Annotated in this window: 21 protein-coding genes and 1 tRNA gene; 6 read left to right on the forward strand and 16 right to left on the reverse strand. The window is 65.2% G+C overall.

Translation table 11 applies throughout. From position 1 onward, the window contains the following. Positions 1 to 18: 18 nt before the first annotated feature. Positions 19 to 669, reverse strand: coding sequence for a S24 family peptidase (locus XI03_RS17685; RefSeq protein ID WP_028140877.1), 651 nt, complete (start codon positions 667 to 669; stop codon positions 19 to 21). A gap of 308 nt (positions 670 to 977) precedes the next feature. On the opposite strand from XI03_RS17685, the gene XI03_RS17690 reads away from it, so the two are divergent. Both XI03_RS17690 and XI03_RS17695 read left to right on the forward strand, forming a co-directional pair. Continuing rightward, positions 978 to 1322, forward strand: a complete 345-nt coding sequence (locus XI03_RS17690; protein ID WP_018320827.1) for a DUF952 domain-containing protein — start codon at positions 978 to 980, stop codon at positions 1320 to 1322. Continuing rightward, entirely contained in the window at positions 1319 to 2416 is a 1098-nt protein-coding gene (locus XI03_RS17695; protein WP_028140878.1) for a quinone-dependent dihydroorotate dehydrogenase, read from the forward strand. The genes XI03_RS17690 and XI03_RS17695 overlap by 4 nt, the downstream gene beginning before the upstream one ends. Before the next feature lie 150 nt (positions 2417 to 2566). Here the strand turns inward: XI03_RS17695 and XI03_RS17700 are convergent, their stop codons facing one another. The 5 genes from XI03_RS17700 to XI03_RS17720 all read right to left on the reverse strand — a co-directional run bounded on the left by XI03_RS17700 (position 2567) and on the right by XI03_RS17720 (position 8151). Beyond that, complete coding sequence (locus XI03_RS17700; protein WP_271592809.1) at positions 2567 to 3892, reverse strand: MATE family efflux transporter; 1326 nt, start codon at positions 3890 to 3892, stop codon at positions 2567 to 2569. 2 nt (positions 3893 to 3894) lie between these two features. Continuing rightward, positions 3895 to 4629, reverse strand: a complete 735-nt coding sequence (locus XI03_RS17705; protein ID WP_028140880.1) for an MBL fold metallo-hydrolase — start codon at positions 4627 to 4629, stop codon at positions 3895 to 3897. Between the two features lie 21 nt (positions 4630 to 4650). Then, positions 4651 to 4956: a DUF6460 domain-containing protein gene (locus tag XI03_RS17710; RefSeq protein WP_018320831.1), complete on the reverse strand. Its 306-nt coding sequence runs from the start codon at positions 4954 to 4956 to the stop codon at positions 4651 to 4653. Positions 4957 to 5239: 283 nt separating this feature from the next. Then, entirely contained in the window at positions 5240 to 7117 is a 1878-nt protein-coding gene (locus XI03_RS17715; RefSeq protein ID WP_271592810.1) for an ATP-dependent DNA ligase, read from the reverse strand. Beyond that, positions 7114 to 8151 (reverse strand): ligase-associated DNA damage response exonuclease, encoded by a 1038-nt coding sequence (locus tag XI03_RS17720; protein WP_049801937.1) that lies wholly within the window; start codon positions 8149 to 8151, stop codon positions 7114 to 7116. The genes XI03_RS17715 and XI03_RS17720 overlap by 4 nt, the downstream gene beginning before the upstream one ends. Positions 8152 to 8284: 133 nt before the next feature. Between XI03_RS17720 and XI03_RS17725 the strand changes: the two genes are divergently transcribed. Together XI03_RS17725 and XI03_RS17730 are read left to right on the forward strand one after the other, a co-directional pair. Continuing rightward, positions 8285 to 9211 (forward strand): class I SAM-dependent DNA methyltransferase, encoded by a 927-nt coding sequence (locus XI03_RS17725; RefSeq protein WP_038947305.1) that lies wholly within the window; start codon positions 8285 to 8287, stop codon positions 9209 to 9211. Between the two features lie 115 nt (positions 9212 to 9326). Next, positions 9327 to 10556 carry an ABC transporter substrate-binding protein gene (locus XI03_RS17730; protein WP_028140885.1) on the forward strand — a complete coding sequence of 410 codons (1230 nt, stop codon included), beginning with the start codon at positions 9327 to 9329 and terminating at the stop codon, positions 10554 to 10556. A gap of 76 nt (positions 10557 to 10632) precedes the next feature. On the opposite strand, the gene XI03_RS17735 is transcribed toward XI03_RS17730, so the two are convergent. The 10 genes from XI03_RS17735 to XI03_RS17780 form a co-directional block, all read right to left on the reverse strand. Further along, a complete protein-coding gene (locus tag XI03_RS17735) occupies positions 10633 to 11484 on the reverse strand; it encodes an amidohydrolase family protein (RefSeq protein WP_271592811.1) in 852 nt (283 codons plus the stop codon). 3 nt (positions 11485 to 11487) lie between these two features. Beyond that, positions 11488 to 12465: an aldo/keto reductase gene (locus tag XI03_RS17740; protein WP_271592812.1), complete on the reverse strand. Its 978-nt coding sequence runs from the start codon at positions 12463 to 12465 to the stop codon at positions 11488 to 11490. 102 nt (positions 12466 to 12567) lie between these two features. After that, positions 12568 to 13500 carry a sugar-binding protein gene (locus tag XI03_RS17745; protein ID WP_271592813.1) on the reverse strand — a complete coding sequence of 311 codons (933 nt, stop codon included), beginning with the start codon at positions 13498 to 13500 and terminating at the stop codon, positions 12568 to 12570. A gap of 94 nt (positions 13501 to 13594) precedes the next feature. Then, positions 13595 to 14677 (reverse strand): ABC transporter permease, encoded by a 1083-nt coding sequence (locus tag XI03_RS17750; RefSeq protein WP_028140889.1) that lies wholly within the window; start codon positions 14675 to 14677, stop codon positions 13595 to 13597. Continuing rightward, a complete protein-coding gene (locus XI03_RS17755; RefSeq protein WP_271592814.1) occupies positions 14677 to 15435 on the reverse strand; it encodes an ATP-binding cassette domain-containing protein in 759 nt (252 codons plus the stop codon). Before XI03_RS17755 ends, XI03_RS17750 begins: the two co-directional genes overlap by 1 nt. A gap of 12 nt (positions 15436 to 15447) precedes the next feature. Continuing rightward, the gene (xylA, locus tag XI03_RS17760; RefSeq protein WP_038947297.1) at positions 15448 to 16770 is read right to left on the reverse strand and encodes a xylose isomerase; all 1323 of its coding nucleotides are present in this window, start codon (positions 16768 to 16770) and stop codon (positions 15448 to 15450) included. Then, entirely contained in the window at positions 16771 to 18225 is a 1455-nt protein-coding gene (xylB, locus tag XI03_RS17765) for a xylulokinase (protein ID WP_271592815.1), read from the reverse strand. It abuts the gene before it with no gap. A gap of 77 nt (positions 18226 to 18302) precedes the next feature. Continuing rightward, positions 18303 to 19361 carry a LacI family DNA-binding transcriptional regulator gene (locus XI03_RS17770; RefSeq protein ID WP_271592816.1) on the reverse strand — a complete coding sequence of 353 codons (1059 nt, stop codon included), beginning with the start codon at positions 19359 to 19361 and terminating at the stop codon, positions 18303 to 18305. A gap of 397 nt (positions 19362 to 19758) precedes the next feature. Beyond that, on the reverse strand, positions 19759 to 20340 hold the full coding sequence (locus XI03_RS17775) for a helix-turn-helix domain-containing protein (protein WP_271592817.1): 582 nt from the start codon (positions 20338 to 20340) through the stop codon (positions 19759 to 19761). Positions 20341 to 20517: 177 nt separating this feature from the next. Then, positions 20518 to 20591: transfer RNA gene (locus tag XI03_RS17780), tRNA-Gly, on the reverse strand. A 265-nt stretch (positions 20592 to 20856) separates the two neighbouring features. Here XI03_RS17780 and XI03_RS17785 point away from each other — a divergent pair. Both XI03_RS17785 and XI03_RS17790 read left to right on the forward strand, forming a co-directional pair. Continuing rightward, positions 20857 to 21846, forward strand: a complete 990-nt coding sequence (locus XI03_RS17785; RefSeq protein WP_271592818.1) for a hypothetical protein — start codon at positions 20857 to 20859, stop codon at positions 21844 to 21846. Positions 21847 to 21917: 71 nt separating this feature from the next. Beyond that, positions 21918 to 22457, forward strand: a 540-nt coding sequence (locus XI03_RS17790; protein ID WP_271592819.1) for a SpvB/TcaC N-terminal domain-containing protein, incomplete at its 3' end; no start/stop codon positions are given.

Consider the following 22457-nt stretch of genomic DNA (forward strand, 5'->3'; position numbering starts at 1 on the left):
GTGAGCGTCCCCTCGCCCTCACTGCCTCGCCCACATGATGCGCGCGATCCACGCTACGTCGCTCGCCGCCATCGTGCGCCCGGCCTGCGAGGCATCGAACGACTGAAGCTCCAGCGCCTTCGCGGTGCGGCGCCCGAGCGTCGCGACCACCACCTCGCCCCCTTTGGTCTTCACCACCACGCGGTCGCCTTTGCGGATCGGTGCGCCGGGTGAGACCAGGATGAGGTCGCCGTCGCGATAGGCAGGGAGCAGCGCATCGCCGGAAATCTCCAGCGCAAAGGTGTGGCTGTCCTCGGTGGGAAGCGCGGTTTCGGTCCAGCCCTTGCCGGATGGAAGGCCGGCCTCATCGAAAGCGCCGCTCGCGCCGGCCAGCGCGAAGCCGAGCAGCGGTACCGAGCGACCGTCGCCGGCCTCATCGTCGATCAGCCGCGCAAAGCTCTCGATCGAGGAGTCGGCCGCGGCCAGCGCCTTTGCGATCGATTCGGTCGAGGGCCAGCGCTCGCGGCCGTCGGAGGTGACGCGCTTGGACCTGTTGAAGGTGGTGGGATCGAGCCCGGCGCGCTTGGCAAGGCCGGACGGCGACAGACCGGCGCGCGCCGCCAGCCGATCCAGGGCGACCCAGATCTGGTCGTGCGTCAGTATCCTCTGCGCTTTGGCCTGTCTGACCATGCAAGGTCCAGCCCGTCGCAACTCAGGAAAACTATCCTCAAATCAACCGGTTTTCCGTTTTTCGCGCAAGAGGCGGTGGGCAGGCGCGCCTTCAAGCGATGTGGATAGCGGTTCGCCTCTGGAAAAACGCGCCAAAATAGGAATCTAGAGCCCCGTTCCGATTTCATCGGAACGGAATAGGCTCTAAGCCTTGAGTTCGGAAGGGGCGGCCTTTACGGTCGCGCCCGGGTTTCGGGGACCCGCACGCAGCGAAAAAACCCAAGAAACTCAAAGAGCTGACTCAAAGAGCAAACAGGGCTGCGCAAGCGGTGGTCAAGATCTACAAAATCTGTCCGGCCTCGGCCTGGCGCGAGGCGGAACGGCAGGGTGTCTACCGGGGCAGCGCGGACGATGCGCGCGACGGCTTCATCCATTTCTCCACCGCTGCCCAGGTTCCCGAGACCTTGCGCAAGCACTATGTCGGACAGCGCGCGCTGTTCCTGGTCGAGGTCGATGGCGACGCCCTCGGCAGCGAGCTGCGCTGGGAGCGCTCGCGCAATGACGAGCTGTTTCCACATCTCTATGGCGAGCTCGACCTCGGCGCGGTGCTGTCGGTGATGAACCTCAACATCCGCTCGGACGGTGGCCACGACACTCCGGAGCTGCTGCCGTGATCCGCGCTTTCGACGCCTTTTCGCTGCCGGTGCTGCGCTGGCTCGATCCGGAAGACGCCCATCGCCTCGCGATCCAGGGCCTGCGCTTCCTGCCGCCGGTCAAGCCGCGCGCTGACGATCCCAAGCTCGCGATGCGCGCCTTCGGGCTCAACTTTCCCAATCCGATCGGCATGGCCGCGGGCTTCGACAAGAGCGCCGAGGTGCCGGACGCATTGCTGCGGCTCGGCTTCGGCTTCGTCGAGATCGGCTCGGTGACGCCGAAGCCACAGAGCGGCAATCCGCGGCCGCGGCTGTTTCGTTTGGAGCGCGACGAGGCCGTCATCAACCGCATGGGGTTCAACAATGACGGCGCCGACGTCGCCTTGCGCCGGCTTGCCGCGCGCGCGCAGCACGGCGGCATCGTCGGCGTCAATGTCGGCGCCAACAAGGATTCGCCGGACCGCGTCGCCGACTACGTCAAGCTGATCGAGACCTTTGCGCCGGTCGCGAGCTATTTCACCGTCAACGTCTCCTCGCCGAACACGCCGGGCCTGCGCAATTTGCAGGAAGGCGCCCTGCTCGACGATCTCCTCGCAAGGGTGATCGACGCGCGCGAGCGTGTCAGGCAGAAGGCTGGCGACACGCCGGTGCTGCTCAAGATCGCGCCGGATCTGAGCCTCGCCCAGCTCGACGACGTCGTGCAGGTGGCGCGTTCGCGCCGGGTCGACGGCATGATCGTGTCGAACACGACGATCGCGCGGCCGAGCACGCTGCGGGAGGAGATGCGCGCCAAGGAGCAAGGCGGCCTGTCCGGCCGGCCGCTGTTCCGCCTGTCGACGCGCATGGTCGCGGAAACCTATGTGCGCGTCGAGGGCGCATTCCCGCTGATCGGCGTCGGCGGCGTGGATTCGGGCGGTGCCGCGCTGACGAAGATCCGCGCCGGCGCGAGCCTGATCCAGCTCTATTCGTCGCTGATCTACAAGGGCCTCGGCCTCGTCGACGAGATCAAGCGCGACCTCACCTCGACGCTGCTTCGCACCGGGCGGGATTCTTTGTCCGAGATCGTCGGCGCAGATGCGGCGACCCTCACGGCGGAAGACTGGCCGGGGATGTAAGGCGCTCTCGTGCCCCGGACGCAGCGCAGCGCGCCGCCTTCGGCGCGGTGCGCTGCAGAGCCGGGGCCCATGTGACGGCGAGTTCGAGAGGAATGGGTCCCGGCTCTGCGCAGCAGCGTTTCACGCTGCAGCGCGTCCGGGACACGAGAGCTATGATTTGGAGAACGTCGCCCGGAACTGCGCCGGATAGCGTGCGGCCTGCAAGCCACCGCGCGAGAGGTAGGAAGCCATCAGCGCGCACCACAGTCCGGCATTGCCGAGCGACTGCAGCGCCCACCAGGCGGCGAGGAAGATCAGCAGCGAAGCCAGCATCAGGTTGCGCATCTCGCGCGCCCAGGTCGCGCCGATATAGATACCGTCGAAGCCGAAGGCGAATACCCCGGGGATCGGCGCGAGCACGACGAACGGCAGGAATTCGCGCGCTGCACGGCGGACGTCGTCACTCGCCGTCATTAAATCGATCAAATGCGGCCCGAACAGCGCGAACAGTCCCGACACCACCAGCGCGAAGACGAGGCCCCATAGCAGCACCAGCCGGGTCGAATCCGCAAAGCCCCTTGCATCGCGCGCGCCAACAGCGCGGCCGCAGAGCTGCTGCGCTGCGTTGGCGAGACCGTCGAGGAAGAAAGCGCTGACAAGCAGGAAATTGTTGAGTACCGAGTTGGCGGCCAGCGTGACGTCGCCGGCCTGCGCGCCCTTGGCGGTGAAGAACAGGAATACGGCGATCAGCGCCGCAGTGCGGATCAGGATGTCGGTGTTCACCGCCAGCAACCGCAACAGCTTGTCGCGGTCGAGCAGGGTCGCGTACGGCACGGAGAAGCCGCCATCGGCATAATGGCGGCAGACGATCACGCCGAGGGCGAACCCGACCGCTTCCGACAACAGCGCGGCGATCGCGGCACCGGCGATGCCGGTGTCGTAGACCAGCACCAGCAGGATCGTCGCCGCCATGTTGACGAGGTTGATGACGACCTGAAGCATCAAGGCTGAATTGGCGCGGGCCTGGCCGATCAGCCAACCGAGGATGACGTAATTGGCGAGCGCGAACGGCGACGACCAGATCCGGATCTTGAAGTAGGTCTTCGCCGCCTGCGTCACACCTTCGCTGCCGCCCATGAGGTCGAACAGCAAAGCGGCCAGCGGCAGTTGCAGCACGATCAGCGCGGCGCCGATCAGGCCGGCAACGATGAAGCCGCGCGCCAGGATCGCGGTCGGCTCGCGCGTGTCACCCGCGCCCAGCGATTGCGCGGTGAAGGCGAGCGTGCTCATCCGCAGGAAGCCGAACAGCCAGAACAGGCAGTCGAAGATCACCGAGGCCATCGCCACGCCGCCAAGCAGCGCGGCATCGTCGAGACGGCCGATCGCCGTGGTCGAGACGATGCCGATCAGCGGTGTGGTCAGGTTCGCGACCATCGCCGGACCGGCGATGGCGAACACTTCGCGTGTGCCGACTTTGGGATGGACGGGCGCGTGCATGGTCAGAACACGACGACCATGCCGTCCTCGGCCGCCATATGAGGCAGAGCCTCGAGGCGCGACAGCATGTCGTCGCTCATATGGGTGAGGACGAGCCGCTTGGCGCCGATCGCGGGCAGATGCTGTTCCAAGGTCTTCAGGCTGAGATGGTTCTTCACCACCTTCTCGTACATATAGGCTTCAGCGATGAAAAGATCCGCGCCATGCGCCAGCGGAATGAGCGTCTCCGTCCATTCGGTATCGGCGCTGTAGGCGAGCGTGCGGCCCTCGGCCTCGATGCGGTAGGCGAGGAAGGGGCCACCGGATTCGCCGTGCACGACCGGATAGGGCGTCACCGTCACGGCACCGAAAGTCCGGCTTTGCTCGGGCGCGAGCTCGACGACATTTAGCTCGAAGCGCTGCTGTGTCTTCGAGGAGTGCTCGAACAGCACCTCCATCACCTCACGCAGCCGCGTCTCGATACCTTGCGGGCCGGCGATCGTCAGCGGCCGCGTCCGCCGCGAGAATTGGGCGTCGAGCAGGACAAATGGCAGGCCGGCAAAATGGTCACCGTGGAAATGCGTGATCAGGATGAGATCGATGTCCTCGCACGCGATCTCAAGCCGCTTCAGCGCCGGCAGAGCCGACGCACCGCAGTCGATCAGGAAATTGGCCTCGCGCCCCGAGACGTGGAAGCAGGTATTGAGCCTGCCGCCGGAGCCGAAAGCATCGCCGCAGCCGACAAAGCGCAATTGCATCGGCTGCGGACCTTCAAAATCTCACCGGCCGCGCGGCGTGCCGAACACGCGCGAGAGCAGCCAGATCGGGATCACGATGACCGCGCCGAGCAGGAAGTAGCGCCACAGCCAGTTGATGGTGTCGAAGCCGAGATCCCAGAGACGCTGGAACAACAGGCGAATGCTGGTGAGGATGTTCCAGGGATCGAAGCCGATCGCGGCCAGCACGACACCGACCAGGATCGAGAGCAGGACCAGGCGAAACGCGACCGCCAGCGGCGAGCCGCCGAGAAAGCGGTTCAGCCCGTCGTTGCGGCCGGCCGGCAAATCTCTGACGTCTTGGACCATCTCAAACTCCTGTAGGGGATTCGACCCATTATAGGGCACGGCGAGGCAGATGGGGAACCCGCAACAGGGCGTCAATCGGGTTACGGGAGTTTAATTCGGGCGGTGCCCAAGGTTCGGTTGTGGCACACCGATGGCTGCGGGCTCGGTCACCTCTCCCGCTTGCGGGAGAGGTCGCGCCGAAGGCGCGGGTGAGGGCTCTCTCCTCTGGGGGATTGTCCCACTGCGGAGACAACCCTCTCCCGCAAGCGGGGGAGCACACCGCCATCGCGGCAAGATCGATGCCTCACACCTCGACCTCCGCCGCGTCCGCCTTCAGCATCCTCTCCAGCGTCTCCAGCCGATCGGCCTCGCGCGGCGGCTTGTCCCAGCGCAGGCGGCTGATGCGGGGGAAGCGCATGGCGACACCGGATTTGTGTCGCGGCGAGCGCTGCAGGCCCTCGAACGCCACCTCCAGCACCAAGCCCTTGTCGCCCTCGTGCACGACATGGCGGACGGGGCCGAATTTCTCCGTGGTGTTGCGGCGGACGAAGCGGTCGATCTGCAGCAGCTCCTCGTCGGTGAAGCCGAAATAGGCCTTGCCGACCGGCACCAGTTCGTCGCCGCCCTCGCCCGCGGTCCAGACGCCGAACGTGTAGTCGGAATAAAAGGACGAGCGCTTGCCGTGACCGCGCTGCGCATACATCAGCACGGCATCGATGATGTGCGGATCGCGTTTCCACTTCCACCACTGGCCCTTGGGACGTCCGGGCAGATAAGGCGCATCGCGTCGCTTCAGCATCACGCCTTCGACAGCGTCCGCGTCTTCGCCGGCACCGGCACTTGCGGGATCGGCGCGTGCGGCAGTCAAAGCTTCCCAGCTGGAGAAGGCAACGGTGGGCGACAGATCGATGCGGGGATCGCCGAGCTTTGCGATGAAGGTCTCCAACCGTTCGCGCCGTTCCGCGAACGGCAGCTCGCGCAAATCGTTCTCGTCGTCGCCGAGAAGATCGTAAGCGCGCAGGTGAATCGGAAATTCCTTGATCAGCTTGGGCGAGACGACCTTGCGGTTGAGCCGCTGCTGCAGGACGTTGAAACTCTGCACACGGCCCTCACGCAGGATCAGCAGCTCGCCATCGATCGCGCCCGGAAGGCGCAGCGACGGCACGAGATCGGGAAAGCTCCCAGTGATGTCCTCGCCAGTACGTGAATAGAGCCGCGCCGTGGTGTGGCCGCGCTCGTCCCGGCCGGCGACGGCCTGCACGCGAATGCCGTCCCACTTCCACTCGGCGATGTAGTCGGCGGGATCGAGCGCGGCGAAATCGCTGTCCTCGATCGCATGCGCCAGCATCACCGGGCGGAACGGTGCGGGATCGCGGTTGACCGGCTTTTCGCCGCGGCCCTCCAGCCAGGCGAACAGGTCGAGATAGGGCGGCGCGAGCCCCGGCCAGATCAGCTCGACCTCGTGCGGGTCCTTGTCGCCGAGCGCGGCCGCCGCGGTCTTGGCAAGGCGCGCAGAGATGCCGATGCGCAGCGCCCCGGTGACGAGTTTCAGCAGCGCCCAGCGCCCGGTCTCGTCGAGCTCGTCGAGCCAGCGCTCGAGCTGTTTCGGCAGCTCGGTCTTGCCGAGGGTGCGGAGCGTGGTGACGACTTCGGTGAGAGTCGGCGGCGGCGGGTTGTTGTGGTTGCGGGCGTGAGGGGACTCATCAGCATCTCGCCCGGAGTACCCCCCTCCCTGCCCCTCCCCCACAAGGGGGGAGGGAACGGAGAAGCTCGCGCGTCCCTCACTTTGGGAATCGCCAAGAGATATTGTGCTCGCTGACAGCGCCCCACTCCGCTGCGCTCCCTCCCCCCCTGTGGGGGAGGGCGGGGGAGAGGGGTGGCTCGGAAAAGACTGCTCACCGTCCCCCGCGCGCTGAGGCCACATCAACGCCACCGTCTCCGAGAGATCGCCGACGTAATCGTAACTCAACCCGAACAGCACGGGATCAGTACGCGATGCGATGAGATCGCGGATCAGGGCGGGCTTGGCGTGCTTGAAGCTGAGCGCGCCGGTGAGCGCAGCGAGCGCGTAGCCGCGGTCGGGGTCACCGACCTCGCGGAAATAGCCGGTGAGCAGCCGCAGCTTGTTGTTGCGGCCGGGCTCGTAGGCGAGACGGTCCAGCAGCTCGGCGAAGCGGTTCATGCTTCGGCCTCGTCTTGAAGCGCCGTCTCGCTCTCCTCCTCGTCGCCATAGCCGACGAGGTCGAGCGGCTGCGCTTTCAGGCCTTTGCTCTGGCACCAATGCACCAGCGCATCTTCCTGGCCGTGCGTGACCCAGATCTCGCCGGCACCGGTCGCGGCGATGGTGGCGGTGAGGCCGTCCCAGTCGGCGTGGTCGGAGATCACCAGCGGCAGCTCGATGCCACGCTGCCGCGCCCGGGCGCGCACGCGCATCCATCCTGACGCGAACGCAGTGACCGGATCGGGAAAGCGCCGCGTCCAGAGATCGGAAGTGGCCGAGGGTGGCGCCAGCGTGATGGTGCCGGCGAGCGCCGCCTTCTTCACGCCCTTCACCGGCCTGAGCTCGCCGAGATCGATGCCCCGGCTCTGATAGTACTCGGTGATCTTCTCCATCGCGCCATGCAGATAGATCGGGGCGTCATAGCCGGCCGCGCGCAGCAGCGCGATCACGCGCTGGGCCTTGCCGAGCGAATAGGCGCCGACCAGATGCGCGCGCTCGGGAAACAGCGCGACGGAGGCGAGCAGCTTCTTGACCTCGTCGCTCGCATCGCCATGCCGGAATACCGGCAGCCCGAACGTCGCCTCGGTGATGAAGACGTCGCATTGCACCAGCTCGAACGGCGTGCAGGTCGGATCGGGCGCGTCCTTGTAGTCGCCGGAGGCGACGATGCAGGTGTCCTTGCAGGTCACCGCGATCTGCGCCGATCCCAGCACATGGCCGGCCGGGTGGAATTTCACGCAGACATCGCCGAGCCGGATCTCCTCGCCATAGCTGATGGCTTGCGTCGACCCGGCGAAATTCTCGCCATAGCGCAGCCGCATCATGTCCAGCGTTTCCTGCGTCGCCAGCACCGCACCATGGCCAGCGCGGGCATGGTCGGAATGGCCGTGGGTGATCACGGCCCGCTCGACCGGCCGGACGGGGTCGATATGGAAGCCGCCGGGCTTGCAGCACAGGCCGGCAGCAACTGGCAGCAGGATGTCTTGCGGACGCATGTGAGACATATAGGAAGGGGCTGCTCCAAATTAAGCCGTCATGCGCGGGCTTGACCCGCGCATCCATCCTCTTAAAGAGTCCTCTTTTTGATGGATTGCCGGGTCAAGCCCGGCAATGACGAGATGGTTCCCAATGCCGCTCCGCCTGTTCCAGACTTCCGGCGATCTCATCGCCGACCGCCGCTTCGAGTTCGCACGCGACCTCCAGCTCAAGGGCGATCTGCCCGCCGCCGCTGACCTCATAGAGCAGGCGATCGAGCTCGCGCCGAACTTCACCTCGGCCTGGTTCACGCTCGGCGAAATCCGTCAGCAGCTCGGCGAGCGCGACAAGGCGATCGCCGCATTTCGAGAAGCGCGGAGGTCCGATCCCGAGGACCAGCACGGCGCTGGCCTGCATCTGATGCGGCTCGGCGACGCCGAGATGTCGGAGATGCCCAAGGCCTATGTGCAGGCGCTGTTCGACCAGTACGCCCCGCGCTTCGAGCACACGCTGGTCAACGATCTCGACTATCGCGCCCCGGCGCTGATCTTCAAGGCGGTGGTGGCCGCGCGGGTCGCCGCGAAGAAGCCGGCCTTCTTCAAACGCACCATCGATCTCGGCTGCGGCACCGGGCTTGCGGCCGCCGCATTCTCGAAGCAGGTCGATCATTTCATCGGCATTGACCTGTCGCCCGGCATGATCAAGGAGGCGCGTGCGACCGAACTCTACGCCGAGCTCGAAGTCGCCGACATGATCGAAGGCCTGCGGAGCAAGGGCGATGGATGCGCGAACCTCGTCGTCGCCGCGGATGCGTTCGTCTATCTCTCCGATCTCGCGCCGGTGCTGAGCGAAGCCAGGCGCGTGCTCGTATCCGGCGGCGTGCTCGCTTTCACACTGGAGACGCATGATGGCAGCGGCATCGTGCTCGGCGAAGGCCTGCGTTATGCCCACTCCGCGGAATATGTGCGCGGCGCCCTCGCCAAGGCGGGCCTCAAGCTGCTGACGTTGGAGCCGGCCTCGCCGCGCATCGAGAATAACGAGCCGGTGCGCGGCCTCGTGATCGTGGCCGAGAAAACTTGAGTCTAGGCGCTAACGCCCCGTGATTTGAGCGTCATTGCGTCGCAAAGCCGTGACTTCCCACTTGCGAGCCAAGCTGCGATGCCAGCACAATGCCCTCGCCAGGGAGAAACAAATAATGACGAAGAATCCATCGCGACGCGATTTCAGCGCCGCCGCGCTCGCCACCATCGCCGCATCCACATTGCCCGCCCCTTACGTCTGGGCCGCGGAGAAGAAATACGATGCGGGCGCCAGCGACACCGAGATCAAGATCGGACAGACCGTGCCGCATTCCGGCCCCGGCTCGCTCTACGGCGTGCTCGGGCGCATCGGCGAGGCCTATTTCCAGATGCTGAACGAGAAGGGCGGCATCAACGGACGCAAGGTCAAGTTTCTCACCATGGACGATGCCTACAGCGCGCCGAAATGCGTCGAGGCGACGCGGCGCCTGGTCGAGCAGGAGGAAGTGCTCGCGCTCTACGGCTCGCTCGGCACCGCGCCGCAGACCGCCGTGCACAAATATCTGAACTCCAAGGGCGTGCCGCAGCTGCTGCTCAACACCGGCGCGTCGAAGTGGAACAATCCGAAAGAGTTCAAATGGACGATGGCGGGCCTGCCGCTCTATCCGACCGAGGCGCGCATCCTGGCTCGCCACGTCGTCAGCGTGAAGCCGAACGCCAAGATCGGCATCCTCTACCAGAACGACGATTTCGGCCGCGACTTCCTCGGTCCCTTCAAGAAGGTTTTGGAAGACGCCGGCGGCACCGCAAAGGTGATCATGGAGCAGACCTACGATCTCACCGAGCCGACCGTCGATTCCCAGCTCATCAACCTCTCGAAGTCGGGCGCCGACGTCTTCTACAACATCTCGACCGGCAAGGCCTCGTCGCAGTCGATCCGGAAGGTCGCCGAGCTCGGCTGGAAGCCGCTGCAGCTTCTTTCCGCCGGCTCGACCGGCCGCTCGATCCTCAATGCCGCGGGCCTCGAGAACGCCACCGGCATCGTCGCCATCCGCTATAACAAGGAGGTCGGCCTGCCCAAATGGGAGAAGGACCCCGACGTGATGGCGTTCGAGGAATTGCGCAAGAAGTACACCCCGGCCATCGACCCCGACAACACCATCGCCTTCGCCGGCTACGGCCAGGCCGTGACCATGGGCGAGATCCTGCGCCGCTGCGGCGACGACCTCACCCGCGCCAACGTGCTGAAGCAGGCCTCGACGCTGGCGGGCTTCCATTCGCCCTACTTCCTCGACGGCGTCACCTACAGCTACACGCCCGAAGACTACACGCCGATGAAGACGCTCTTCATCTCCACCTTCACCGGCAAGGACTGGGACATCTCCGACAAGCCGATGTCCGAGTAGACAAGAGCGCACGCCGCCGCTGCTTCCCCTCTTCTGCTTTGCCAGGAGAGGCAGGAAGCATGAGCGCGCTCAGACGCTAACTTGCGATAGCCAGCCGATACGCCCGCGTCGCATTCACACCAAACGCTTTGTCCCGCAGCTGCGGGCCAAGCTTCGCCAGACAGGCCTCCAGCGCGCTCTTGATCTCGCCATAGCTCCCCGCGAGCAAGCACACCGGCCAGTCCGAGCCGAAGACCAGCCTGTCTTCGCCGAAACACCTTGCGGCGTGCGCGACGAACGGAAACAGGCGTTCCGCATCCCAATCATTCCAGACCGCTTCGGTCGCAAGCCCGGAGATCTTGCACCAGACATTGTCGCAAGCCCCGAGCGCGGCGATGCGATCGGCCCACACCTCGCTGCCGCCGTCGGCGATCGGCGGCTTGGCGGCATGGTCGAGCACGAAGCGCGCTTGCGGAAAGGCCTGCGCGGATGCGATCGCCGACGGCAGCTCGCGGGCGCGGACGAGGAAATCGTAGGCGAGATCGTGGGCGAACACAGCGGTGAGGCCGCGCTGAACGTCCTCGCGCAGCAGCCAATCGGGATCGGCTTCGTCGTGGACCTGGTGGCGGATTCCGACCAGCTTGTCGCCGCCGGGCGAAGCACGAAGCCGATCGAGCGTTTCGCCGAGCGCACCATCCGTCAGATCAGCCCAGCCGACCACGCCGACGACGAAGGGATTTTCGTGCGCTATCCGCAAGAATTCCTCGGTCTCCTCCAGCGCGGAGCGGCATTGCACCAGGATGCTGGCGTCGACGCCGTTCGCCTTCAGCAGCGGTGCAAGATCGGCCGAACCGAAGGCGCGGCGGATCGGCGTCAGCTCGTCCGCTGCCATCCAGGGATAGTCCGCGCGCGCCGGGTCCCAGAAATGCTGATGCGCGTCGATGATCATGGCCTACGCCCCACCCGGCAGCGGCGCGCGCGCATCGACCAGGTTTCGAGCCCGCAGCTCCTGCCAAAAGGCCGCCGGCACCGCTGTCTCCGACATCGCGATGTTGTCGGAAACCTCCGCGGCGTTGCGCGCGCCCATCACGGCGACCGTGACGGCCGGATGCGCCATGCAGAACTGGAGCGCGGCGGCTTTCAGCTCGGTGCCATGCTTGCGGCAGAGCGCGTCCAGCTCCAGCGCCCGCGCGACGAGCGAAGCATCGGCGTCCTGATAGTTGAACTTCGCGCTGGTGTGCGGATTGGCGAGGATGCCGCTGTTGTAGATGCCGCCGAGCAGGGTGCCGATGCCTTTCGCCGCGCAGAGCGGAAACAGCGCATCCAGGGCGCCCTGGTCGAGCAGCGTGTAGCGCCCGGCCAGCAGGAAGCAATCGACGGGCACGGCCTCGGCGAAACGGACCGGCATCTCCGACTGGTTCATGCCGGCGCCGATCGCCTTCACCGTGCCCTCGCTGCGCAGGCGCTGGAGTGCGCGGAAGGCCCCGGCGACGGCGTCGTCATAGTGATCATCAGGATCGTGCACCAGCAGCACGTCGACGCGGTCGAGCCCGAGACGGACCAGGCTCTCCTCGACCGAGCGCAGCACGCCGTCATGGCTGAAATCGAACACCGGCCGCTCGCGCGGCGTGCCCTTATAGTGTTCGTCCTCGGCGGCGCCGCCATCGGGCGCGCGCAGCAGGCGGCCGACCTTGGTCGAGATGGCGTAGGAGTCGCGCGGCTGTTGCCGCAGGAAGGCCCCCAATCGCCGCTCCGCGAGGCCAAAGCCGTAGAGCGGCGCCGTATCGAAGAAGCGCACCCCGAGCGACCAGGCGCGCGCGATCGTGGCTTCCGCATCGGCATCGCTCACGGGGGTGAACAATCCCCCCAGCGGGGCGGAACCGAGACCGATTGAAGTGACGTCGAGCGAACCGAGCCGCGACCGTTTCATTCCCATTGCCTTGTCTTCATTCCAGCAGTCCAGATCATCTCCCCCGCTTGCAAAAACCGCAAGCGGGGGAGGCACGCAGGAGCGCGGGGCTGGCGGACGCTCCTACTTCAACATCTGCGCGACGTTGTCCTTGGTGACGAGATCGAGGCCGGTGTAGACGATCTCCGGCACTTTCTCGCCCTTCTTGATGGCGAGCAGCGTGTCCATCGCCTTCTCGCCCATCTCGAACGGACGCTGGCCGACCAGCGCGTTGGCATAGCCGTCGCGTAGCAGCTCGAGCTGCATCTTCAGCGTATCGGCGACGACGAGCGTGAACTTGCCGGAATCGATGTCCTTCTTGTTCCTGCTGGCGAAGGCCTTGAAGCCTTCGGGCGCGAACATCGGCCAGCCCCCGATGGGAACGATGGCGGCGAGATCAGGTGTCGCGGTGCGCATATCCGTCATCTGCTGGACCGCGAGTGCCGGATCGTCGTTGCAGAAGGTCGGGGAGCCGGCGACCTCCGTCCATTTCGAGCCCTTCAGCGCCTCGCGCACGCCGTCGACGCGCTCGGCGAGGTTCTTGGCGCCGGGGCCGCCCGAGACCATGGCGTATTTGCCGCCGTCGGGGCGCATCTTCACCAGCTGCTTGCCGAGCGCGACGCCGAACTCCTTGTTGTTGGTGCCGATATAGGCGATGCGCTTGGAGCCGGGCGCGTCGGCATCGAAGGTGATGACGGGGATGCCGGCCGCCGTCGCCGCCTCGATCGACTTGGTCATGGCCGCGACGTCGGCGACCGAGATGGCGAGGCCGTCGACCTTCTGGGTGACGAAGTCCTGGATGATCTGGGCTTGCGTCGCCGGCTCATGCTCGACCGGCCCCTTGTAGATGCACTCGATATTGCCGAGCTCCTTGGCTCGCTTCAGGCAGCCGTCGCGCGCGAAGTCGAAGAACGGATTGTTCATCGCCTTGGGCACGATGACGAAGCGGTAGTTCGCGGCCAACGCCGGCGTTGCCATCATTGCGGCGGCGATGCCGGCAAGAAGAAGTTTCCTCATTGTCTCCTCCACCCTTGTTTGGTGCCTATCCTCTCGAAAGCGCCCGGGAAGTGGACAGGCAAAATTTTATTTGTCTTCCCGAAGCGACGTTACGTCAGCTCATCCGCGAGCGGATGCGGTCGACCAGCACGGCCAGGATGATGATCACGCCCACCAGCGTCTGCTGCCAGTAGGAGGAGACCTGCGCCAGCACGAGGCCATTGCGGATCACCTCCAGCAGCACGCAGCCGACGATGGCCCCGAGCGGACCGCCGATGCCGCCGGCGAGGTTGGCGCCGCCGATCACGGCCGCCGCGATCACGTTGAGCTCGTAGGACGTCGCCATGTTGGCCGGCGCCGATCCGAGCCAGCCGGAGATGATGATGCCCTGCAGGCCGGCTGCGAGCGCGCAGATCACATAGACCTCTATCTTCACCCGCACGACCGGGATGCCGGTGAGTTCAGCCGCCTTCTCGTTGCCGCCGAGCGCGAAGACGTGGCGGCCGAACGCGCTGTGATGCAGCACCACGGCCATCGTCAGCGCGAGGACCACGAGATAGATGAAGGGCACGGGCACGCCGAGCACGTCGCCCGACGTGAGCGCGTAGAATCGATCGGCGTCGGGCCCACCCGGAAAGCTGCCGCGGCCGTTGGAGACGACATAGCCGAGCCCGCGCACGATCGAGAGCATGCCGAGTGTGGTCACGAAGGGCGACAGGCCGAGCACCGCGATGCAGAAGCCGTTGACGAGACCCGCGATCAGCGCGACGCCGAGGCCGGCGAGGATCGAGATCAGCAGGATCAGGCCGGGCACGTTGGCAATTACGGTCTTGCCGTCGGCCGCCATGTGCACGAACAAGGCGCCTGCTGGCGAGCCGGGCGCCGACAGCTCGGTCATCACCATCGAGGTGATCATGGCGGAGAAGCACATCATCGATCCCACCGACAGATCGATGCCGCCGGTGATGATGACGAAGGTGACGCCGAGCGTCGCGATGGCGATGAACGAGAAGTTCTTCGCCACGTTCTGCATGTTGCCTTCGGTGAAGAAATAGGGGCTGGCGAAATGCATGATCACCAGCAGCACCGCCAGCGCGAGCAGCACGTAACCGGTCTGGGAGGCGAAGATGCCGCGCTGCCACCACCTGATCTTGCCGACATTGGTGAAGCTGATCGGAGATTCCATGGGCATGGCCATCACGCCGCCTCCTTAGCGCCGGTGATGAGGGCGGTGACTTCCTCTGGTGAGGTCTGGTGGATCGGCTTGTCGGCCCGCTTCTCGCCGCGGCGCATGACGATGACGCGGTCGCACACCGCGAACACATCCGGCATGCGGTGCGAGATCAGCATCACCGCGACACCCTGCTCCTTGAGCCGGTGGATCAGGCCGAGCACCTGCTCGACCTGGCGCACCGAGATCGCGGCGGTGGGCTCGTCCATCATCACCAGCCGCGCATTGGAGAGCCGCGTCCGCGCGATCGCGACCGCCTGGCGCTGGCCGCCCGACATCTGCTTGACGAGATCGTCGGGGCGCGTCTCCGAGCGCAGCTCGCCGAAAAGCTCCAGCGCGCGCGCTGCCATCGCCTTGTGGTCGAGCAATGCGATGGGCCCGAACCTGCGCTTCAGCTCGCGGCCGAGGAACACGTTGGCCGCCGCCGTGAGATTGTCCGACAGCGCGAGGTCCTGGTAGACGACCTCGATGCCGACGGCGCGGGCATCGACCGGCCGGCTGAAATGGACCGCATTGCCGGCAAAGCGGATCTCGCCATGGCTGGGGCGGAAATTGCCGGCGATGATCTTGACCAGGGTCGACTTGCCCGCGCCGTTGTCGCCCATCAGCCCGACAACCTCGCCCGGCATGACCTGCATGTCGACGCCATGCAGCGCGCGGATCGCGCCGAACTCCTTGCCGATGCCGGTCAGCTCGAGGACCGGTGTCGCGTCAGCGTTTGCCATCAGCAGCCTCGCTCAGACATAGCGGTTGACCAGGGATTCCAGATATTCCTGCCGGCCCGAGCGCGGCTGCGGGTCGAAACCGGGACGAAGCGCGCGGTCGGCGAGATCGGCGAGCGAACGCTGGCCGCCGAGAATGGCGCGACCCTCGGGGCCGGACCATCCCTGGTAACGCTCGGTGAGCGGCGCCGTGAGGGCGCCGGCGTCCAGCATGTCGGCGGCGGCGAGGAATGCGCGCGCGCAGGCATCCATCGAGCCGACATGGGCGTGGATCAGATCATCAGGGTCGATCGACTGCCGCCGGATCTTGGCGTCGAAATTGAGCCCGCCGGTGGTGAAGCCGCCACGGTTCAGGATCTCGTGAAACACCAGCGCCAGCTCCGGGACGTTCATCGCGAACTGGTCAGTATCCCAGCCGAGCAGATCGTCGCCGCGGTTGACGTCGAGCGAGCCGAACACGCCGAGCGCCTCGGCCAGCGCCACCTCATGGTGGAAGGAGTGACCGGCGAGGATGGCGTGGTTCTGCTCGATGTTGAGCTTGACGTCCTTCAGGAGGTCATAGCGCGCAAGGAAGCCGTAGCAGGTGGCGACATCGAAATCATATTGATGCTTGGTCGGCTCCTTGGGCTTCGGCTCGATCAGGATCGGCCCCTTGAAGCCTATTCTGTGCTTGTGCTCGACGACCAGCGAGATGAAGCGGCCGAGCTGGTCGAGCTCGCGCTTGAGATCGGTGTTGAGCAGCGTCTCATAGCCCTCACGTCCGCCCCAAAGCACATAGTTCTGGCCGCCGAGCCGGTGCGTCACCTCCAGCGCGGCGCGAACCTGGCCTGCCGCGTAGGTGAAGATCTCCGGATCCGGATTGGTCGCCGCGCCCGCCATGTAGCGACGATGCGTGAACAGGTTGGCGGTGCCCCAGAGCAGGCGCACCTTGCTCGCGGCCATCTTCGCTTCGAACAGATCGGCGATCGCATTGAGATTGGCGACGGACTCGGCGAGCGAGCTACCTTCCGGCGCGGCATCGACGTCGTGGAAGGTGAAGTAGGGGACGTCCAGCAGGCGGAACAGCTCGAAGGCGACGTCGGCCTTGGCCCGCGCCTGCGCCATCGCGTCACCGCCCCGGTGCCACGGCCTCAGGAACGTCTCGCCGCCGAAGGGATCGCCGCCCGGCCAGCAGAACGAATGCCAATAGCAGACCGCAAAGCGCAGATGATCCTCCAGCCTGCGGCCATGCACGAGGCGATCCTTGTCGTACCAGCGGAACGCGGGCGCCTGTCCCGCATCCTTGCCGGCGAAGGCGACAGGTGCAGTTGCATCGAAGAATTTGGCTGACGCGTTCACTTAAGAGCACTCCTTCAATGCGGGATAAAGCGCGCGCCATCGCCGATAGGCCTCGTCATAGGCCTCAGTGACGGATGCGCGGGGCGTGAAGCTCGCGAGCCGCCGCGGGCGGGTGCAGACCGCTGCCGGTGTCTCGCCGGTCACAGCGAGCCGGCCGAGCCGCGCGGCGCCGAGGGCCGCCCCCACCTCGCCCTCCTCGACGCGGTGAACGGGAATGCCGAGCACATCGGCGCAGATCTGCGCCCATAGCGGCGAGCGCGAGCCGCCGCCGACGAGATCGAGCTCGGCAACAGGCCCGCTCGCCGCGCTCAGCGCCGCCAGATTGTCGCGCGCGGCGAATGCCACGCCTTCGAGCACGGCCTGCACGATCTGCGTCCGTCCGGTCGCACCGCGCAGGCCGACGAAGGCGCCGCTCGCCGCGGCATCGTTGTGCGGCGTGCGCTCGCCGTCGAGATAGGGCAGGAATCTGATCGGGCTCGGCCCGTCGATGCGCTCGCCGAGCGGCGCCAGCAGCGCTGCGGCCGGCGTCTCCATCACGCCGGCGAGCCAGGCCAGCGAGGCCGCTGCCGAGAGCATCACGCCCATCTGGTGCCAGAGGCCGGGCAGCGCGTGGCAGAACGCATGCACCGCCGTTTCAGGCGCCGGCGCGAACCGGTCGGTGACGCGGAACACCACGCCTGACGTTCCCAGCGACAGGAACGCATCGCCCGGCGCGATCGCGCCGAGCCCGATCGCGCTCGCGGCGTTATCGCCGGCGCCCCCGGCGACAACGACATCTTTCGCCATGCCCCAGCGCTGGGTGAATTCCGGCGCGAGCATCGCGCTCACCTCGCTGCCCTCGACGAGGCGCGGCATGTGGTGGAGATCGAGCCCGGTGGCATGCAGCAGCAGGGGCGACCAGCGGCGCAGACCGACATCGAGCCACAGCGTGCCGGCCGCATCGGACATGTCCTCGATCAACTCGCCGGTCAGGCGATAGCGCACATAGGCCTTCGGCAGCAGCACCTTTGCGACGCGCGCGAAGATTTTTGGCTCATGCCGCGCGACCCACAACAGCTTCGGGGCGGTGAAACCGGGCATCGCCAGATTGCCTGCCATCGCGTGCAGCGAGGGGCAACGCTGCTCCAGCACGGCGCATTCGGCCTGCGAGCGGCCGTCGTTCCAGAGGATCGCCGGACGCAGCGGCCGTCCGTTCTCGTCGAGCAGCGTCGCGCCATGCATCTGGCCCGACAGGCCGATGCCGCGGACCCGCGCCACCTCGCGCGGATGGCGGGCGGCGAGATCGTCGGCCGCGCCGATGGCTGCATCGACCCAGGAATCGGGGTCCTGCTCGGACCACAGCGGCGCCGGGTGCGACAGCGCAAGCTCGCGCGCCGCCGTCGCGAGGATCGCGCCGGCTTCGCTCACGAGCACCGCTTTCACGCCGGAGGTGCCGATGTCCAGTCCGAGATACAAATCGTCCTCCCATTTACCCATTGCGGTGCGCGAGCTTGCGTCGCCTTCCCGCCAGGCCGTTCCATATTCATCTGCCGCTAAGGCAGATTGTCCCGCATCACGATGTCGATCCTGATCTTCTCCTGTTCGCGCAGGATCGGCTCGCCGCGGGCGAGCGCGAGCAGCACGCGCACGGCGGCGCGCGCTTCATGTCCGGGGTTCTGCGAGATCGCGGCATCCATCACGCCCTGCAGCAGCAGCCGGCGCGTCAGCATGGTGACGTCATGACCGACGAACACGACCTGCTTATCGCGGCCGGCATCGCTCAACGCCTTGTCACTCAAGGCCTTGGCGACGCCCTGGGTGCCGGCGCCGACGTTATAGAGGCCGACGATGTCGGCATGCTTGCCGAGCAGCCGCGCCAGCACCTGTTCGGAACGATCGTCCTCGTCGCGCCCCTCCAGCACCGGCAGCACGCTGAGGCCGGGGAATTCCGAAGCCATCACCTGGTTGAAGCCGAAGATGCGCTCGGCATGGTCGCGCAGGCCCTGCGAGCCCGCGACGATCGCGACCTTGCCGGACTTTTGGCCGGCCAGCCGGCCGACCAGCGCGCCGGCGGTGCGGCCCGCGGCAATGTTGTCGATGCCGACATAATGGTGGCGGCGCGACGACGGCACGTCCGACACCAGCGTCACCACCTTGGTGCCGGCATCGACGAGATCGTTGATCGCGGCGCGGACGCCCGGATGGTCCAGCGCCACCACGGCGACGCCGTCGTAGTCACCCGACAGCGCCTCCAGGGAGGCCGCGAGCACGGAGGGGTCAAACACGTCGGTCGCGACCATCTCGACATTGAGGCGGCGAACCGAGAGCCAGGCCGACATCTCGCCGAGATAGGCCTCGATCTGCTGCATGAAGGGGTTCGGCCCCGACGGCATCACGAAGGCGAAGCGGCGGGCGCGGCCGCGGGCGAGCTCGGCGGCGGCGACATGCGGCTGGAACGCGTTGCGCTCGATCGCCGCCTTGACGCGGCGCACCGTGTCCGGCCGCACCCCCGGGCGGTTGTGCAGCACGCGATCGACCGTCGCCAGGCTGACGCCCGCCTCGCGGGCGATGTCCTTCAGCGTCAGCGCGGTCGCGGCGAGGGTGTCAGCCATCGCTGAAGGTTAGCAGAGGTGTTTTGAGGTACGCAACTCATTTTGAGGACCGTCACCGCCGAGCCTCAAATTACGGTTGTAGCCACAGCCGTAGACACGCCCCTGCCCGACCCGCGTCTCGCTCGAACGCTGGACGCGCGGCCCCGCCGCCTTGCCTATGGTTGCCGCTCACCGACGGCGCCACAACGAGCATTCGCGGCAAGATCATGAGAGCGCGCGGCGATATCGCCAGGGATTCGGACAAAGGCAGGCTCTATCAACGCGTTCTGTGGCAGTCCGCGACGCTCTATCATCAAAATGCTCAGCTCCTGGGCCGGCGAGCGGGTCCAGCCGCTGCCGCAATTGGCCTGAGCATTGACCGGACTTGTCGACAGGCCATGACAGGCTTGCCCTGATCTCACATCTTCCCGTAGGAGACGCCGCGCCGCGTGATGATGATGTAGCGCGCGTCCTGCTTGGTTTCATTCTCGAAGATCACCGCGCGCATCACGTCGAAATCCAGGCAGTCGCCTTCGCGCAGGCGCACCGCCTTGGCGTCGATGTGCACGGCGATCGCGCCCTCCAGCATCAGCAGTTGCTGGGTGAAGGCGTTGCGGCCCCAGGGGCTGTACGGCACCCGCGCGCCGGCCGGCAAATCCACGACGATGATCTCGATGCCGCTCGCCGCATCCGTCGGCGAGGCGTGCCGGCGGCGATAGCCGCTGTCGGGATCGCGCCAATGCGGCTGGTCGGCAAGCCGCACCAAGCGCTCCGGCGGCTTCTCGGCGAGCGCGACGACATCGCTGAGCGACACGTCGAGCGCCGCGCAGAGTCGTCCCAGCAGCGCAGCCGTCGCGCTGCTCTGCGCCCGCTCCACCCGCCCGATCATGGCACGGCTGACGCCGGAGCGTGCGGCGAGCTCGTTCAACGTCATGCCGGCCTGCGTCCGCAGCGTCTTCAGGCGGCGCCCGATCGCGCGATCGAGTTTTTGCTGGTCCATGGTCTTCATCCGAACGTTGCCCGGCCAGAGACCGCACCCGCCAAAGCGTGAGGAGCTTAGGCCAAGGGACCAGCAAGCGCCGGAGACAGCGGCTAATATATTGGAATTTTACGCACCGCGCGAATACGCGGTCGCGCCTGCCAGATCGATCGGAATGGAAAACTTCAATCGGAAGCTTGGAGCGGGCGAAGGGAATCGAACCCTCGTATGCAGCTTGGGAAGCTGCCGTTCTACCATTGAACTACGCCCGCAATCTCTTGAGATTGCTATGATTTTCGCCTCGCCTAGATTTGGCTTGGCACGGTTTTGGCACGGACACGGTTCGTCCGTAGACGGCATACTTAGACCAAACCACGTCACCTTTTGCAATCGTGGCATTCGACCTCCAGGGCCAGCAAGCAAGCCTAGGCGTTTGTCCAGGCAGGCCCACCAACTCCAAAAGGGGATGTTAAGCTGCGGTGCAGTGGACCGTTCGCCCGCAATGTAGGATTGTGTCCAGACTACCAGGGGGGACTTGTGGCTGACAGCGGGCAGAACCGGGAGCGGTTCCAGGTCGCCTACATTGGCGACCACGACGACGACCACACCATGGACGTGGAGGCACTCGGGCCTGCGCTTTTGGCGTTCGGAAAGTTGATTCGAGCAGCCAATGCCGAACTTAATCAGAACCGCGCAACGATGAAGGTGCTGGTCGATTCAAGGTTTGAGCATAAGTGCTTCCTCATCAACTTCGAGACGCTCCAGACGATTCTCGATACCGTCAAAGACTTTCTGAACGACGACGGTGTGAAGCACGCGGCCGACGTTTTGCAAAAACTTGGCGTTGCGACGGGGGCTACAGCAACCGGGCTTTTTGGCTATCTGAAATGGCGCAATGGACGAAAGGTGGAGTCAGCGCAGGCGGTGAAAGGATCGCCTGGTGCCGTCGTCATCAAGGTCGAAGGTGACAACAATACATTCCAAATCGGCAGCGACGTTTTCCGGCTCTCTCAAAACGCGCAGATCCTCGAAGCGGTCGAGGGGACGCTCACACCGATAGATCGAAAGGAGGCAAAAGCGATCGAGTTTCGCAAAGACGACAAACAGATCGCGACCTATCGGAATGAGGATGTGAAGGCAATCGTCGCGTCGTGCGAAGACCCGGGCGGTGTAGATCCGATCGAAATGGAGGCAGAGCCGAAAATCGTTACCGCGGTGCTATACACGCACAGCCCCGTCTTCGATGTGAAGGCCCCAAAGTGGCGCTTTCTGTACCGAAAGAAACCCGTCTACGTCGACATCCGCGACACAAACATCGCGAAGGATGCAGTTAAGCGGGGTGGATCGTTCATGAACGACCGCTACAAAGTGAAAATGGAAATCACACCGCCGAGCGATGATCAGGCAGAGCCGCAGTATAAGATCACAGAGGTATTGGAGTTCACGCCTGCCGAGCAGCAGATCAATATGAAGCTCCGCACAGCAAAGAAAAAACCGATCAAGAAGCGAGCGGCACGAACGAACTGATACTCCGCCGAAGCGTCGGGCAATCATTGGAGAGAGTAGTAGTGCATACGCAAGGTTAAGATCGCTGTCACTTGTCACTGATTATCCACACGACGGCCGCTTGCAACCGCCTACGCCGACCAAGTGCGTGTTATTGTGCAGGTGTTGGTATTTTTTTCTTTGTGAAAACTTTTCGTTGGAATTCGGGGTCGGTTCAATGGAAAGCAATTTCGCTTTTTGCTTTTGTGTCGATAGCACTCGCGCCCGTCCAACCAGCGTTTGCAGCGTTTGGTGGCGGCACACCAACGATTCCAAATTCCAATCTTCTGACTGGTGATGTTGCAGATCCGAGAATAGATGGATCGACTGGTGCATTCACGCAGAAAATTTCGCTCGATATTCCGCCCGGGCGCAACGGCCTCCAGCCCGATGTGTCTCTTCAGTACAATAGTCAAAATACTTCCGACGGCATCGTCGGTTATGGCTGGTCACTTTCTATTCCTTACATCCAATACCTCAACAAAACGGGTTCGCAAAACTTCTACAGCAGCAATTCAAATTTCATTTCGTCGATAGATGGAGAGCTTGCATACGATAATGGAAGTTCTACGCCGGCCAGTCCAGTGCCTGCT

The organism is Bradyrhizobium sp. CCBAU 65884 (assembly GCF_028128835.1).
In the GTDB taxonomy this organism is placed as follows: domain Bacteria; phylum Pseudomonadota; class Alphaproteobacteria; order Rhizobiales; family Xanthobacteraceae; genus Bradyrhizobium; species Bradyrhizobium ottawaense.

Excerpts from the sequence above, each read along its gene's own strand:
- XI03_RS17710 (WP_018320831.1), bottom strand. The coding sequence starts at position 4,956 with ATGGTCCAAGACGTCAGAGATTTGCCGGCCGGCCGCAACGACGGGCTG.
- XI03_RS17715 (WP_271592810.1), bottom strand. The coding sequence starts at position 7,117 with ATGAACCGCTTCGCCGAGCTGCTGGACCGTCTCGCCTACGAGCCCGGC.
- XI03_RS17720 (WP_049801937.1), bottom strand. The coding sequence starts at position 8,151 with ATGCGTCCGCAAGACATCCTGCTGCCAGTTGCTGCCGGCCTGTGCTGC.
- XI03_RS17750 (WP_028140889.1), bottom strand. The coding sequence starts at position 14,677 with ATGGCCATGCCCATGGAATCTCCGATCAGCTTCACCAATGTCGGCAAG.
- XI03_RS17775 (WP_271592817.1), bottom strand. The coding sequence starts at position 20,340 with ATGGACCAGCAAAAACTCGATCGCGCGATCGGGCGCCGCCTGAAGACG.
- XI03_RS17705 (WP_028140880.1), bottom strand. The coding sequence starts at position 4,629 with ATGCAATTGCGCTTTGTCGGCTGCGGCGATGCTTTCGGCTCCGGCGGC.
- XI03_RS17755 (WP_271592814.1), bottom strand. The coding sequence starts at position 15,435 with ATGGCAAACGCTGACGCGACACCGGTCCTCGAGCTGACCGGCATCGGC.
- XI03_RS17770 (WP_271592816.1), bottom strand. The coding sequence starts at position 19,361 with ATGGCTGACACCCTCGCCGCGACCGCGCTGACGCTGAAGGACATCGCC.
- XI03_RS17725 (WP_038947305.1), top strand. The coding sequence starts at position 8,285 with ATGCCGCTCCGCCTGTTCCAGACTTCCGGCGATCTCATCGCCGACCGC.
- XI03_RS17700 (WP_271592809.1), bottom strand. The coding sequence starts at position 3,892 with ATGCACGCGCCCGTCCATCCCAAAGTCGGCACACGCGAAGTGTTCGCC.
- XI03_RS17745 (WP_271592813.1), bottom strand. The coding sequence starts at position 13,500 with ATGAGGAAACTTCTTCTTGCCGGCATCGCCGCCGCAATGATGGCAACG.
- XI03_RS17685 (WP_028140877.1), bottom strand. The coding sequence starts at position 669 with ATGGTCAGACAGGCCAAAGCGCAGAGGATACTGACGCACGACCAGATC.
- XI03_RS17740 (WP_271592812.1), bottom strand. The coding sequence starts at position 12,465 with ATGAAACGGTCGCGGCTCGGTTCGCTCGACGTCACTTCAATCGGTCTC.
- XI03_RS17735 (WP_271592811.1), bottom strand. The coding sequence starts at position 11,484 with ATGATCATCGACGCGCATCAGCATTTCTGGGACCCGGCGCGCGCGGAC.
- XI03_RS17730 (WP_028140885.1), top strand. The coding sequence starts at position 9,327 with ATGACGAAGAATCCATCGCGACGCGATTTCAGCGCCGCCGCGCTCGCC.